At 37.0% G+C, this 13576-nt stretch carries 10 protein-coding genes; 4 read left to right on the top strand and 6 right to left on the bottom strand.

Features of this window, described 5'->3' with window-relative positions; genetic code table 11:
- Window positions 1-3: 3 nt before the first annotated feature.
- The 3 genes from ABMA76_RS13145 to ABMA76_RS13135 form a co-directional block, all read right to left on the bottom strand.
- Complete coding sequence (locus ABMA76_RS13145) at window positions 4-1515, bottom strand: cytochrome c biogenesis protein (protein WP_392911772.1); 1512 nt, start codon at window positions 1513-1515, stop codon at window positions 4-6.
- Complete coding sequence (locus ABMA76_RS13140) at window positions 1512-3179, bottom strand: cytochrome c biogenesis protein ResB (protein WP_392911770.1); 1668 nt, start codon at window positions 3177-3179, stop codon at window positions 1512-1514. Before ABMA76_RS13140 ends, ABMA76_RS13145 begins: the two co-directional genes overlap by 4 nt.
- Before the next feature lie 84 nt (window positions 3180-3263).
- Window positions 3264-3968, bottom strand: a complete 705-nt coding sequence (locus ABMA76_RS13135; RefSeq protein ID WP_392911767.1) for a heparan-alpha-glucosaminide N-acetyltransferase — start codon at window positions 3966-3968, stop codon at window positions 3264-3266.
- A 77-nt stretch (window positions 3969-4045) separates the two neighbouring features.
- Between ABMA76_RS13135 and ABMA76_RS13130 the strand changes: the two genes are divergently transcribed.
- From ABMA76_RS13130 to ABMA76_RS13120, 3 genes are all read left to right on the top strand, one after another.
- The gene (locus ABMA76_RS13130) at window positions 4046-4663 is read left to right on the top strand and encodes a hypothetical protein (protein ID WP_392911765.1); all 618 of its coding nucleotides are present in this window, start codon (window positions 4046-4048) and stop codon (window positions 4661-4663) included.
- Window positions 4664-4741: 78 nt separating this feature from the next.
- Window positions 4742-5044, top strand: a complete 303-nt coding sequence (locus ABMA76_RS13125; RefSeq protein ID WP_392911762.1) for a c-type cytochrome — start codon at window positions 4742-4744, stop codon at window positions 5042-5044.
- A 49-nt stretch (window positions 5045-5093) separates the two neighbouring features.
- The gene (locus ABMA76_RS13120) at window positions 5094-5561 is read left to right on the top strand and encodes a hypothetical protein (RefSeq protein ID WP_392911760.1); all 468 of its coding nucleotides are present in this window, start codon (window positions 5094-5096) and stop codon (window positions 5559-5561) included.
- Here ABMA76_RS13120 and ABMA76_RS13115 read toward each other — a convergent pair.
- The 3 genes from ABMA76_RS13115 to ABMA76_RS13105 are packed head-to-tail and all read right to left on the bottom strand — an operon-like array spanning window position 5551 to window position 11659.
- Complete coding sequence (locus ABMA76_RS13115) at window positions 5551-6060, bottom strand: hypothetical protein (RefSeq protein ID WP_392911758.1); 510 nt, start codon at window positions 6058-6060, stop codon at window positions 5551-5553. The genes ABMA76_RS13120 and ABMA76_RS13115 overlap by 11 nt on opposite strands.
- Window positions 6061-6082: 22 nt before the next feature.
- Complete coding sequence (locus ABMA76_RS13110; protein WP_393061815.1) at window positions 6083-8431, bottom strand: hypothetical protein; 2349 nt, start codon at window positions 8429-8431, stop codon at window positions 6083-6085.
- A 45-nt stretch (window positions 8432-8476) separates the two neighbouring features.
- Window positions 8477-11659 (bottom strand): hypothetical protein, encoded by a 3183-nt coding sequence (locus tag ABMA76_RS13105; protein ID WP_392989079.1) that lies wholly within the window; start codon window positions 11657-11659, stop codon window positions 8477-8479.
- A gap of 236 nt (window positions 11660-11895) precedes the next feature.
- On the opposite strand from ABMA76_RS13105, the gene ABMA76_RS13100 reads away from it, so the two are divergent.
- Entirely contained in the window at window positions 11896-13554 is a 1659-nt protein-coding gene (locus tag ABMA76_RS13100; RefSeq protein WP_393061813.1) for a hypothetical protein, read from the top strand.
- Window positions 13555-13576 lie beyond the last annotated feature (22 nt).

Genomic DNA, 13576 nt, shown 5'->3' with positions numbered 1-13576 from the left:
TTTTTATGCTGCTTTATGATTTGATTTTATAACTGTTAAGATTAGGAAGATCGTTTGAACCGCAAAGAATGTTCCTAAGAAGTATGCTCCACCTTGAGAGAATCCGTAAGAGTGAAGTCCTGTTGCAAGGATGTAGTTAACCCCAAACCATGCCATCATAACACTCATAAAGGCTCCTGCTACTAGTACCGAAAAGCTCTTATTCGTGATCCAATTTGTATACTTTCCGTGAAGGATTGCCATATAGATACATAGAACAATTAGTGACCACGTCTCTTTCGGATCCCAACCCCAGAATCTTCCCCAAGAATAATCGGCCCAAACACCACCAAGGATAATTCCTGCTGCTAGCATGATGATACCGTATTTAAGAGTTGTGTAGATTAGATCATTGTAATATGTCTCATCTTCTACTTTGAAGTCTGTAAACGCTCTTTTGAATAGAATTGTATTTGCTAAAATCCAGCTTAGGGCCAGGGCACCGTAAGACATAATGATTGTCGTTACGTGAGTACTTAGCCAGAAGTTATCTCTTAGTACTGGAACAAGAGGACTAATTGATGGTGAAACCATATTTGTCGCAAATGTAATCATCATAAGAGTACATAGGTTGTATGCAAGTCCCATGTAGAGATATGTCTTTTCCTTCTTAAAGTGTCCAATAATCATTGAAAGAAGAAGAGCACCGTATCCAGAGAAGATAACAGTTTCATACATATTTGTAATTGGTGCACGTCCTGAAATATAGACTCTTAAAGTGATATAAACTGTTTGTACGATAATTGTTAGTGCTGAAAGAGCAAGTGCGACGCCAAACTTCTTAAAAAGAACCAGTGCTGCTAGTCCAATTAGAGTTAAAGCAAAGGCAATCTTCGTCAGTTGTAACTTGTCGAATAAGAATTCTGTTAGGTACTTATCTCCACTTACTTCGATGTAGTCTTTCTTTGCCTTAGCAAATACATCTTTAAAAGGTGTTGAAGAAATTTGTGCAAGTGCATCGACTTTCTCTTTTGTTAAAAAGCTTGTAACTGGCTCCCAAGAAATTTCATTACCCATTTTAACTGGTAACTGCCAGTTACTTCCATTGATGATGTCTTGATAAAGAGCAATTTTATTAAGAAGCTTATTTAGCTCTTTCTTATAACCTGACTCAACCTTTTCTTTCTGATAGGCCATTCTAATTGTGACGTTCTCATCAATTAAGTCATCAAGTGCCATTGAGCTTTTTCCACCAAGAAGAGCTTTTGTATTCTTGTGCTCAATCTTTGTTTCTAGTTTAAAAGGTGCTTCTAGGCCAAAGGCCTTTGAGCTAAGAAGACAAAAAGTACCTACTGATGAATGACCTTTGGCCTTGTACTTTCCTGTCAGGTGATGAATTACTTCCTTTGCATGTACTGTAAGCGGTTTAATACGCCCGTCTTGAAGAATAGGAAGTTTTCCTAATTCGTCATTACAAAAATTAACGTTAGCAAGTGTACTTGTTGCGATAAGTAGACTTAGTAGAATCTTAATCATTTCTTGTCTCCTAATTGGTCACTATCTGCTACTTCAAGACCTAATAGGTCCTTTGTCTTTCTCTTAGGGCGGTAGTTTAGGTAGTAGTGCCATAGAGAACCTAAGACGAGTAGGATTGAGCCTAGGTATTTAATCCAGCGACCTTGATCTAGGTTTACTGATAGGGTTGAACTATATTGTCCTGTTTCAGGATCTTGAGAGTATGAAGCCTGATAAAAAGTGAAGCCATCATACTTAAGAGGGTTATTCATATAGACATGATATGGAGTTGTAGCACCATCTGTGAATAAATTTACAAAACTCTCATAACTTGCTGGGCGATTCGTTCCGGGGTCTTTATCCATTTTGAAACGAGTAAGTGTGAACTCAAATGGTAGAAGAAACGATCTTTTTGTTAAGTAGACATTTGTCTTTACACCATCAATAAGTACGGAAACTGGCTTATCATCTGTTAACCAATACTCTTTATCTCTTACCTGAATTTTAGCTGCTCTTGTCATACCTTTAACTAGTCCACCATTTTGTTGAATTGGTAAAGTTGACTCTGGTACCATTGTTGGTACAAGGTTTTTTTCGTTGCGAACTAATTTTAGAGTGAAGCCCATCCAAGGAAGTGACATTAGACCTTGGTTATCAAAATTCTGGCTAATCCATTTGTCAGCATCTTTATCAAAGAAAGAAGCCGAGTCTCCAAATAGAAATAGGTTTGGCTTTTCTTTGAAAAGATTCTTAGAGAATACTCTGATTGGTGCATTCATTGCAGGCTTTAGATTTTGGTCAAGCGCCCAAGGGCTTAAGTCAGGGAGAAATGAATATACATTCTCACCGTCTTTAATAACAAAGAATCGTTTATTAGTTGCCGTCTCTTCAACCTTAATATTTTTCTCTTCTGCTGTGTAACACTGTGAAGTTCTTGAATCCCAAAGAATTAGGCCACTATCACTAGGTGTTGAAAAACATGGGGCAAGAGTTTTAGGTAGGTAAGTAATACTTAAAAGTCCCATGCTAAGAGAAGCTTGAAAATCAAATGCTTCAGGGTGAAGGCTTAAAGTGAAGTCTTGGGCCACGTTATCATTTGAAATGATATAGCTTGAAGAGTGCATATTATCTGAATCATTAACACTATCTTTGGCCGGGAGCCACTGCATAACTTTATCAGCAAATGGAATATATTCTTTAATTTCAATTTCTTTGTAAGTGACGTCAATACTACTATCAAATGCACTATAAGGAAGAGGCAGAACTGCTCTAGTATTTTCATCTGGACGCGTGATCTCAATAACATCTTCGTTAAGTACAACCTGTCTTGTTGGAGTCATTGGCTGCAGGTGGATGGTTCCATCTATTCCAGCAATATATGTGACAAATGAACCAATCCCTATAATGATAAGGCCTGTGTGAATTGTGTAGAAACCGTAGAGCCTTTTCTTTAACGGGAGCCTTATAAGTGCTGCAAAAAGAATACTTAGTCCCATAAAGAATTGAATGGCCATAAACCACCAAGTCTTATAGATAAGCCTTCCTACGAAGTCTGTTCCGTAATAACTTTCAACGAATGTTCCTACAATCATTGCAAGTGAGAATAGTGAAATTATAAAAACTGCGAATTTCATTGAGCCAATTGAACGCTCAAAGTACTTGTAATTGAACTTGTTACTTACCATTGCTTTTTAGCCTTTTTCCTTTGCTAAATTAAATAGCATAGTTGGTAAAGAGAGGCTATGGATTTCAAAAAGTTTTCAAAAACCTTACAAAAGTGGCGCACCTTTTATGATCTTGTACGCAATATAAACAATTGAGTAGAGAAATAGTTGGTGAGTAACATAGATAAGAAATGAATGCTTCCCTAAGAACTGTGTAAATCGTATAAGACGCCACTGTGGGTAATCAATCTTATGCCAGCCAAGATGAAAGAAGGCTATTCCTAGCATTGAAATAGCGGCCCATGGAAAGACTGCGATAAAGTCTAGCGACGCGTGACTCATCTCTGGAAATGGTATGGCGTATGGGGTCATTTCAAGTACTAGAATGAGAATGGCCAATATTGCGCTGGGCCATGGTCTTTTTCTTAAGGGCGTGATTAGTAATGTTGTGAAGAAGATACAATGTAGTGTTCCAAAGTAGATCCAATTTTTTGGAAACATAAAATATGTTGAGACACTAATGATAATGGCCGCAATACCAATTTTTGCTTGGCGAATTAGATATGGACGTGGGTGAATCTTTCCAGGATGGGCCATGCATATTGATACACCTACTGAGAACATAAAAAGAGTTACTATAAGGCGCGGGAGGTAGTACCAAAACCCTGGCCTAAAGAATTCAACATCCACAAATCCAAAGACATCAAGATCATATGTGAAATGAAAGATAATCATTAAAATGACTGCTATGCCTCTCGTGAGGTCGATTAGATGATATCTTTTTTTTACTGTTTGCGAATCTTGTGTCATTTCTAAATGATAGCATAATCTCTTAATTTATGGTCAAAAGTATTCAAAGCTGTTATTTTGATTCCTATAAAAGGTGGATGATGACTATATCAAATAAAGCACAAGAGCTTCTTCGTGATCTCGATACTGCACAATATTCTCAATATATTTCAGCAAGCTTCTTTGATGAAAGCTTTATGGCAAATGAAGAAGATGCGCTAAGAAAGAAGGCCCTTATTTATAGTGCCTTGACGATTGTAAAAAAAGTTGGGCCTAGTGCCTTATTTGTTATGACATTCAGAGAAGCGGAAAGTTTCCTAAGAGATAGTACTGCCCAACATAGTTGGCCAGGAGTTTTAGATTTAAAAAAGTGGTTTGAAACGATCTTGCAAGAAATTCAAAAAGAATTTTTTGAAAATGCACTGATGAATAATAAAATAGAAGTTCTTAATTGGGAAAATTTGGCGCTAAAAGAGCGTCTTGTGAAAATGGTCTCACTTATTGAAAATGTGAATGCGACTCTGGAGAGTTATAACTTAGGTCAAATTCAATTATTTAGCATCGAAGAAAATGAGGTTTGCGTTGATGATGGCCTAGTATTTGGTGGGCTGCGTCAGCTACAGGCCGATAGCTTAAAAGAGATGATCTATGATTGTATTGCTAAGTATATGAACTTTAGCTTTCAATCTCAGCGTATAAAATTAGTTGCGCAGTGATGTATAAGCAGTTAATATTAGATAGCTATACGGTAAAGAAAATTAACAAAAAATAGATTTTATAAAAGAGGAACTAGAATGAAGTTAACGGCCCTTGCACTTATCACACTAGGTATTTTTTCAATGAATACTGTTCACGCTCAAAGCGCGGCCAAAGGTAAGACTCTATACTCACGTTGTATTTCATGTCACGGTGATAATGGAGAAGGAAAGAAGTCGATGAACGCTCCTCGTATTGCGGGACAATACGACTGGTATATTTACTCATCACTTGTTCAATTTAAAACTGGTGAAAGAAAGAACCCAGATATGTTACCATTTATTAAAGGTCTGAACGATTCAGACTTTAAGGATCTTGCTGCTTATATCTCTACGCTATAATTGTAGAAAGATCTCAGTTTTTTACAATATTATTTACTAGGAAGGAATCATGGTAAAGGCCATTCAATTAGGCGAACTAAGTTTTGAGTCAGTTACATCTCAAAAGAAAGTAAAAGACGTTTACGATTATAACGTTGAGGCATTCTCTGATAGTCCAGATTTTAAATGGACATTAGATGATATTAAGAAAGAGTTGTCAGATGGTTGGCAACTTTATTCAGTAAAATTATCTGACGAGATTATCGCTGCTGCTTTCGTTAAGAAAGAAGGTGATAAGCTTCTTTGCAAGAATACATCAATTAAGATGCAACATAGTGGAAGTGGTTTTTCTCATCGAATTATGGACTTCTTTGAACAAGCTGCCAAAGAATTTGATGTGAAAGAGATTGTACACTTTTGTTCAATTGATAACTTCAGACAATATTCACTAAATGAAAGCCATGGTTATGAGAAGACGGTACGTCGTCTTGGAAATAACGGTCACACAACAGAGTGGATCAAGCAAGTTAGTAAGTAGTTGCTGGGTAATGTCTGGTGCTTAGGGGAGACTCGTAGCGAGTCTTTCCCCAACTCTTTTCAATTCTTCCCGTTTTATTATCAATAATTGCCGTAAATGATTGCGGCATACCGTTCACGTCTCGATTGACGATATAAATGCTCTTATCTGTAATCTTAAGTCTTTTTACAATTTCAAATTCACTATTCGTAAGAATTGGTAGGTTCTTTTTCACCTTATTAATAACAGCGATATCTTCTTTCGTTAGCTCTTTTGTGACATCTGCTAAGGAGTCATTTGGAGCAGAGCCATCTTTAGGGAAATCTGCTGTTGGAACAGAGGCAATCTTTCGAGAGTGTTGTTTGTGTCCATGATGGTGCTTTCGTGCTTTATAGCGCTTTTGGTTGTTACTACCTGTGGAAGAGTATTCTTTAGAATTTGATTTTCCTTCATTCTGGTATGAAGAAATAATAAAAAGTGCTGCTAAAGAGATACTACAAAATAGTAAAAACTTTTTCATCTATGCCTTCTTTTTATTGAACTTATTGTTCAATCGTAAAGTTAATATTTAAAATGCTAAATGGTTCTTCACCTGCAAACTCAAAGTCTTTAAAGTCATCATAATTGGTACTCGTTAGATCGTGGTAACAATCTTCACAATTTGCAAATGTCATACGTAGACGACATGATACTTCTGTTCCTAGAGGGATATTCTTATTGATCTCAAAGAACATAATATTTGAGTCTGTAAATAGAGGAGTTCCTTGTTCAGCTTGCATTGTTTCTTGCCAATTAGACTTAGGGGCCATGAATGGAATGTTTTGAACATTCGTGCTTGGGATGGCCTTTACGAAACAATTATTTAAGTCATCTTGAGTGCGGTCTTCACCTTGACCTAGACAGTCTTTTTCGAGGAGCCCAATATCGGACTTCATTCTCTTTAAGAACTCATGTTGATTAAGGAGCTTTGTGCTTGTACCGTCATTATATGTAAGCATACATACAGGCATGATTCTTCCTGTGTCATTATAATTTGTCTCAGTTAATGGATCACAAGTCTTACCGCCTTGTGAAATAGAAGGGTATCCATCACTTAAATTTGAACAAGGTACACCGTCTTGCATGTGGGCCCAGTCTGATGCTAGCACTCTTGTTCCTGCCATGATAGAGCTTGAATTGTTATAGACACTAACAAATAGACCTACGATCTCTCCTGGTGAAACCTTACCGTTTCCATTGTTATATCTGGCATCGACTGTTGTTACTTCTCCCACATCCATTTGATTTTGAATTGTTTGATAAACTGACGAGCGGATATCAAATACACTTAATGATGAGTATGAAGAACGTGTGTCTTTTACAAGAAGGTTTTTATTAATAAGCTCTGTTTTCTTACGATTAAGTGGATTAACTGTGATATTCGTCGTTGAAATAGAGTTGAAGTTATTATTATAAGTTCTAAAAAGTAGTAATCCGTATGAATCAAATAATTGCTCTAAGTTGTCCTTAGAAAAGTTTTGGTATGTACAAAGGTTGTACTGGCTATTCGTGATATTGTAGACATTTCTGGCCAGTGATTGAGAAAAGCGTCTGAAGTTAATTGGGTTTACCGATTTAAGCCATTCTTTCGCATAGTCTTGATCTAGGTTGATCTGACCTGTTAGTCCATCTTTTGCCTGTGCTGAAAGGTCACCAAGTTCGCCTAGTGACTCGACAAGTGCGTAGAAGACAAGCTTCTTGGCATCACCAATATTTCCTGTACAACGATTACTAAGTTCTTTTGTTAAAGCAACAAGAAGGTGACTAATGATTTGTCCATCAACGTGGATATCGTCAACACGAGCTTCTTTACTATAAACATCGTAACCAAGGTATTCTGGATAACTGAGTCTTGAGTCTTCATCAGTTGAGATCCCTGCGATATGCATTGAATCGTCTTCTGAGATAGGGCGTGAAGCATTTGCAAATTTTCCTAATCCCCATTCTCCCATATGTTCTCTGTCATTAGTGAAGTAAGAGAAGTAATCGGCAATACCTTCATTAATCGAGTAGGCTTCATCATGGCCAAAGTAACCAAGGGCTGACTCTTCAAGGCAAATCGGATTTTGTGTATTTAAACAAAATGCTGCATTAAAGGCCCTGTTTCTATGGTTCATTAGACGATCAACAATAGCATGGCCAAATTCGTGATAAATAACAGAAGGATCTTGGGCCATTTTGATATTTTGATAGCCAGGAATATAACCTAATTTGATTAGGAAGTTACTTGGATCAAAACTGGCATTCTTTCTTAGACTTGCATCTGCATGAACGACAAGCTTTGCCTTATTTGAAGCATTCCAATAGGCCTTGTGTAAATCTGTATTTGTTGGCACAGCTGTGTCGTATGAGACCTGATTAAGGCGATCAAAGACATATGTTGTAACATCACCTAGGTATGTATCGATAACTTTTGCCGTATGATAAAAAGCATTGATTTGTAAAAACTCTGTTGTTGTAACAGGGAAGGCCCACTTTCTTGATTCATTTTGAAATGCTGAAACACCGGCATCTTCTGTCACTTCTAGACAGTCACCAATCAGTGAACAAGATTTTGTTAAATACTCATTACTTGTAATATAAACAGGTGAGCGAGTAATGAGAGTTGAGAGGTCTGTATTCTCGTCAGCAGTGTAATCGCTAAGAACGAGGGGATTTGCTGTTAAGACACGTCCATAATTTGCTGATACAGTATCTTGAGTATTGCTTAGGGCCGAACCACCTGAGCCTTCTCGTGATGAAGAGGCTTGATCGACCACACATGAAGTTGCAAGGATACTGATACACCCTAAAGTCCCTAGTGTATGAAGTAGTTCTTTTTTATTTTTAACTATACGTACCGCAAATTTCAATTAGGCCTCCCATGCCCTTGAATAAATATATTCTATTCTATCGAGTTACTGAATCATTCCATCTGACGCTAGGTCACGATCGATCTTTTCAATAAGCCCTGGAATAAATCCTTTTTGTCCATATTGAGATCCATTAATGGCCGCACAAGCTGTTCCACTATACTTCTCACCAATACGGTTCCACTCACTTTGAAGTCCTGGAGAGCTAATTTGAGTAATAATTTTCGCCTCGTAAGCAACTCCTAAAGCAACTAGCTTATCTTTTTCAAAATCTTTTCTTTCTCTAGTGATACACTCTTCTTTTGCTGTATCAGCTTTTGCATCACATAGCTTACCAACATATTGGTCACGCCCTGATGAAAGCATCTTACAAAGACCTTTTCCATCATAGTCTCCACTAATCTCAGCTGCTCTGTTTTTAAGAGACTTAATTTGCTGAGCGATAATGATATTCTTATCAGAGATCGCCTTAAGTGCATCATCTCCAATCTGAGTGTCATTGTTAATGAAGTTTTCAATATCTTCTTTGTACTTACTTCCTTCCTCTGAAAGGTTGTCTGTAAGTTTCGTTGTTAGAGAAGTGATCAGCTGCTCATCATTTTGCCCACTGTTAGAGCAAGCACTTTGAAGTTGAGCAAGAGATTTTCCACTGTTTGATGAGTCTTTTGATTCACCATCAGAAGGAATACTTCCTTCTGCCGATGCACTTGCACATAGTTTCTTATACTCAGAAATCTGTTCAAAAATTAGAGTACTTGAAGAACCACCATTCATTGCCATTTGAAGAGGTGACTGTCCTCCTGATTGTGCTTGAAGGATGGAAGCAATTTCTGTTGCATCTGAGTATAGGTCACTTGCATTATTGTCTCCTGTACAACCAGGGCCTGGACTTGAGTCCTGTAGTCCTTTTAGTTTGTAGCAGAACTCAACTTGTTGTTGTGATGCTTCTGCGGCTTTTTCTGCACCTTCTTTCGCTGCTTTTTGTGCCGCTTGGTTTCTGTCATTAATAGCTGTTGCACAATTTGAAACGAATTCTTGCCATTTCCCTCTTTCTTCTTGAAGGCTTTGGTTAATCTTTTCAACTTGTGAAGCTAGGTGAGTGTTCTGATTCTCAAACCATTTGTTAAGATCAGCTCTCATGCTTGCACTATTACCATTCATTCCTGCTAGTAGGTCACGCATAAAGGCTTCAGGATCTTTTTCTAGTAAGATACCTTTTGTTTCAGCTTCATCCATTGGTTGATCAAGGTCTTGAAGTTTACCAAAAGTAAGACCAGAAGAAGCTGGGATACCATATGCTCTTGCCATTTCTGGTGTTAGGTTAGGGAACATATTCTTATATGCGTGATCAGAAACTTGTTTCATATGAGCTTGCATTTGTGCCATTAAGGCCTTTGCTTTGTTTTCATACTGTTGCATTTGAGCGTTGTAAGTATCTGCTTTTTGCTTAAGTTCTGCTGTCTTTGCATTAACTAATGTTTCTGTAAAAGTAGCACATGTATTTACATTGTCTGAACAAGCTGCTGCTTGAGTTACACAAAATGATTTGCTTGATGTTTCATATACATCTGGCCCACACTTGCTAAGTTCAACTGCATTTCCATTACAATTGTAAATTAGCTCATCAATTTCCGCCATGATACTTCCGTCACCCTCTGAAGCAAGTGTTCTCTTTGTTAGAGACTGAAGTTTTTTAGCTTCAGCTTTTAGAGCTTTTGCTTCTGCACGGTATGTTTCAAGATTTGCCACATCACCAGCTGGTTTTAGGTCACCATTGTAGATAGCAACACATTCATTCTTGATATCGCTATAGTATTCCTTAGCTGATTTTGTCACACTATTTCCACTGCTGTTAGAAACTGTGATTCTAATATCATTGTTGTTAAATGAGTTCGCAACACTGTCTAGAGAAGATAGAGATGTTGGATCAGAGAATGCATTAGATGCAGCTCTTTTAAATGATGAAAGAGTGTCACCTTGATTTCCAAGTTTTACGTTATCAAATGAGTTAACTGCTTGGTTAATTGGAGTCGAGTAGGCAGCAGCATTTTTTCCAGTCATACAATCGATAATGAATTTCTCTTTGTATGAATCTTCTGATTTTGAAGCTAGGCGATCAACTTTTATTAAGAAGCTTGGATCATCAAATTTTGGAAGGTCTGCATCACTTACTCCAAGACTTGAAAGCATTGTTTGCACTTTCTTAAGTTTCGCTGTTGTATTTTGAGCTGCAAAAGTTCTTGCTGATGAAAATAGGTTCGCAAATTGAGTTCCTTTAAAAAGGTCTTCTCTTAGTGCTTCATCGTAACCACCTGTCGCAAGTCTTTGAGCAACTTTTTTCTTATCAGATTCAATTTGATTTCTCATTGTGATAAGAGAGCTTCCTCTAAAGCGTTTTGCCTTACGGTCATCACTGCTCATTCTATCTTTTAGGCCAACAAGCCCACCTTGCTTCTTAATGATTTTATTCACATCATATGCTTCCACACATGAAGCTGGCATAATTTTATTAAAGTCAGTATTAATGAAGTCCTGGCTTACATTATTTCCACCACCGTTAAGTAGAGCGTGAACTTCTTTGATCTTAATTCTATTTTTCTTTTGAATCTCTGCTACTTTCTTAAGTTCTGCTTCGAATTGCTCAATCATGCGATCATACTGAGAAGTCATTGAAGCAAAGTTATCTTGAATACTCTTCATTCCATCCTCAATACATTGAGAACCAACATATGGTGGAGTATTTCTTGGTTTCAGAAAGCTTGTGTATTCATTTAAAATATTTTGTCCAAATTCTAGTGCTTGCTCAGGGATCTTAAGATTCCCACCAATACTACAGGCTCCATTTGGTGCAAGAATTGGCTCTGGAGCAAGAGGGCAGTTAAAAGCAGGGTGCATTCTTCTTGATTGAAGCTTTTGTTGAGCATCGGCCTTTGACTTATTGAAGGCCTGAAGTGCTTGGATCTCAGTGTTTGATAGGCGTCCTTGGTTGTACATTTGTTGAGAAATATCCCCAATCATGTTTAGCCCACCAATAACAGTTTTCATTCCTGAGCCGGCCGTGAACTCTGCCCAAGACTCACCATTTTTCTTAAAAGCGAATGCGCTCATCGGAATAGATGAGTGAATAAGTGTTAACGCCATTACGCTGACTTTAACTTTTTTGAAAGAGGAACCTGTTCCTTTCTTTCTTAAGTTATTTTGCTCTTTGGCCTTCGTTAATCTTTTCACTTTACTTCCCCTGTCAATTCAATGCTTTATACTTATCGACATTTTAGTAATTTTCTTTATTTTATTAATGAATTGATGCTTGACCTAATAAATTGGTTAAATAAATACACAAGGGTGCAAATAAGTCGCTGATTTTATGTAATGGAACATGAGATTTCATGGTGTTAAAATACTTCTATAATTGAGAATATTTAAAATTTGAGTGCCAAAAATAGTGGCCGTTGGTTGAATTATCTATGACATTTTATACAAATCGCTACCTAAGAATTACTGCTACCATTATCGATTTATGTCTTTGCTTATTTATAAGCTATGGGCTCTTAGGTAGTGAGTTTATTTTATCTATCACAAATGCAATTTTTAATATTAAAAATCTTGGCGCTTCAATTCAGCATCTCTATGTCTACTTGATTACATACTTTCTCTATGTATTCTATTGCTCACTATTCTTTAGTATTACACTCGGTCAATATGTTTGTGGTGTTAGACTTGCAGCGGGCTCGGCCATACAAAAAAGATTAGGTGCCATCATGCGCTTGATCTTATTACCAGTGCGACTCATTTTGGATATATTTGCAAGAGGGGTGGAGTCACCAATAAGTGTGAAGCTTACGGCCTCGAGAATTATTTATAAATCAAAAGTATTATCTTACTTAGTTGCTACAATAATTTGTGTTGTCTCGATTGGGCTCACGCCATTTAGTGCCCTCATGTATAAGCAGCAATTATTTAGTAACCAATTTGTGGATTTTGGTCTAAAGACTTTTGTGGAAGGAGAGATTACTGATTTTGAATCGTTCTCCGAAATCGGTTCCACAAGTCTAGGTTTTTCAAGTTTTACCAATTTAGATAATTCAAGATTTACCATAAGGCCTAGTTTTGAAATTAGAAAGGTCGATTCAAAAACGATCTATCGTCCATTAATATCGATTTGGGATACGAAACTTAAAAATAAGGGTATCTTTAAAATTTCATCACGCTTTGATCTTTATTCACTTGTAAAGGTCGCTCGTGATAACTTATTTCTTTTTGATCTATATTATCCTGAGTTGAGTAAGGTGCTAGAATTGTCAAAAAGGGGAGATGATGATCTTTACTACCTAAGTAGTAGAGCAAGTCTTGAGCTTTTTGAACTGATCTCAAATGCATTTCTCGTCAATTATAAGAGTATTCCTAGGCTCATTTTAAAAGGGCATTTTCAATTTCTACCTTATCTACAGCTTAAAATTGAACTAGAGAAATTACTTGAAATTACCAATGATAACTATATCGACTTTATTAAAAGCGGTGAAAATATTCTCATAAGGAAGAAAGACTATTCAGGTGAAAATATTATTTACCGTGAAACTTTCTTTAGCCTCTCCCTTTTAAAGCCTGTTGTATATAAGAGCATTTGGGACCGAAATCTTGATAATGATAAGGCCCAAACAGCTTTCGCAAATACACTTTTCTTTAAAGCGAGATGGGGAGAAAAGGTAAATGAACGACTACAGACTTGGGTAAAGGATGGGATCTTTAATCCACTTGCTGGTTTTGACCTTATTTCAAATAAAACAGATATTAAATTTACTCGCGACTACACAAGAGGACTCGAAAATTACCTTGTTGAATACTATAAGATGGATGCAAAAAGGGCACTAGAGTCAAATAATGAAGATTATATTTCTAGTGTTCGTTCGGCCTTACAGCGTTTTAGTCTTGTTTTTCAATTGGCCATGGACAAAAACAAAAATTCTTATTCGAAGGCCACAATTAAAGGTTTTAATGACATCCTTCTTGCTCTAAAATTAAAAGATATTAAATTGCTTTCACAAGTCAATGTGAAGAAGGCATTAGAGAAGTCTCCAAGAAAGGGGACACGCACTAAAAAGAGTAAGCGCCAACGCAAGCGTTAAAAGCAACAAAGGAAGTTGAGAG

It is taken from the genome of Halobacteriovorax sp. ZH5_bin.2, assembly GCF_043196375.1.
Taxonomy (GTDB): Bacteria; Bdellovibrionota; Bacteriovoracia; order Bacteriovoracales; family Bacteriovoracaceae; genus Halobacteriovorax_A.
Note: the sequence above shows the minus strand (reverse complement) of the source record. Positions and strands in the feature narration are given on the sequence as shown.

Coding starts and splice junctions, on each gene's coding strand:
- ABMA76_RS13145 (WP_392911772.1), bottom strand. CDS start 1,515: ATGATTAAGATTCTACTAAGTCTACTTATCGCAACAAGTACACTTGCT.
- ABMA76_RS13140 (WP_392911770.1), bottom strand. CDS start 3,179: ATGGTAAGTAACAAGTTCAATTACAAGTACTTTGAGCGTTCAATTGGC.
- ABMA76_RS13135 (WP_392911767.1), bottom strand. CDS start 3,968: ATGACACAAGATTCGCAAACAGTAAAAAAAAGATATCATCTAATCGAC.
- ABMA76_RS13130 (WP_392911765.1), top strand. CDS start 4,046: ATGATGACTATATCAAATAAAGCACAAGAGCTTCTTCGTGATCTCGAT.
- ABMA76_RS13125 (WP_392911762.1), top strand. CDS start 4,742: ATGAAGTTAACGGCCCTTGCACTTATCACACTAGGTATTTTTTCAATG.
- ABMA76_RS13120 (WP_392911760.1), top strand. CDS start 5,094: ATGGTAAAGGCCATTCAATTAGGCGAACTAAGTTTTGAGTCAGTTACA.
- ABMA76_RS13115 (WP_392911758.1), bottom strand. CDS start 6,060: ATGAAAAAGTTTTTACTATTTTGTAGTATCTCTTTAGCAGCACTTTTT.
- ABMA76_RS13100 (WP_393061813.1), top strand. CDS start 11,896: ATGACATTTTATACAAATCGCTACCTAAGAATTACTGCTACCATTATC.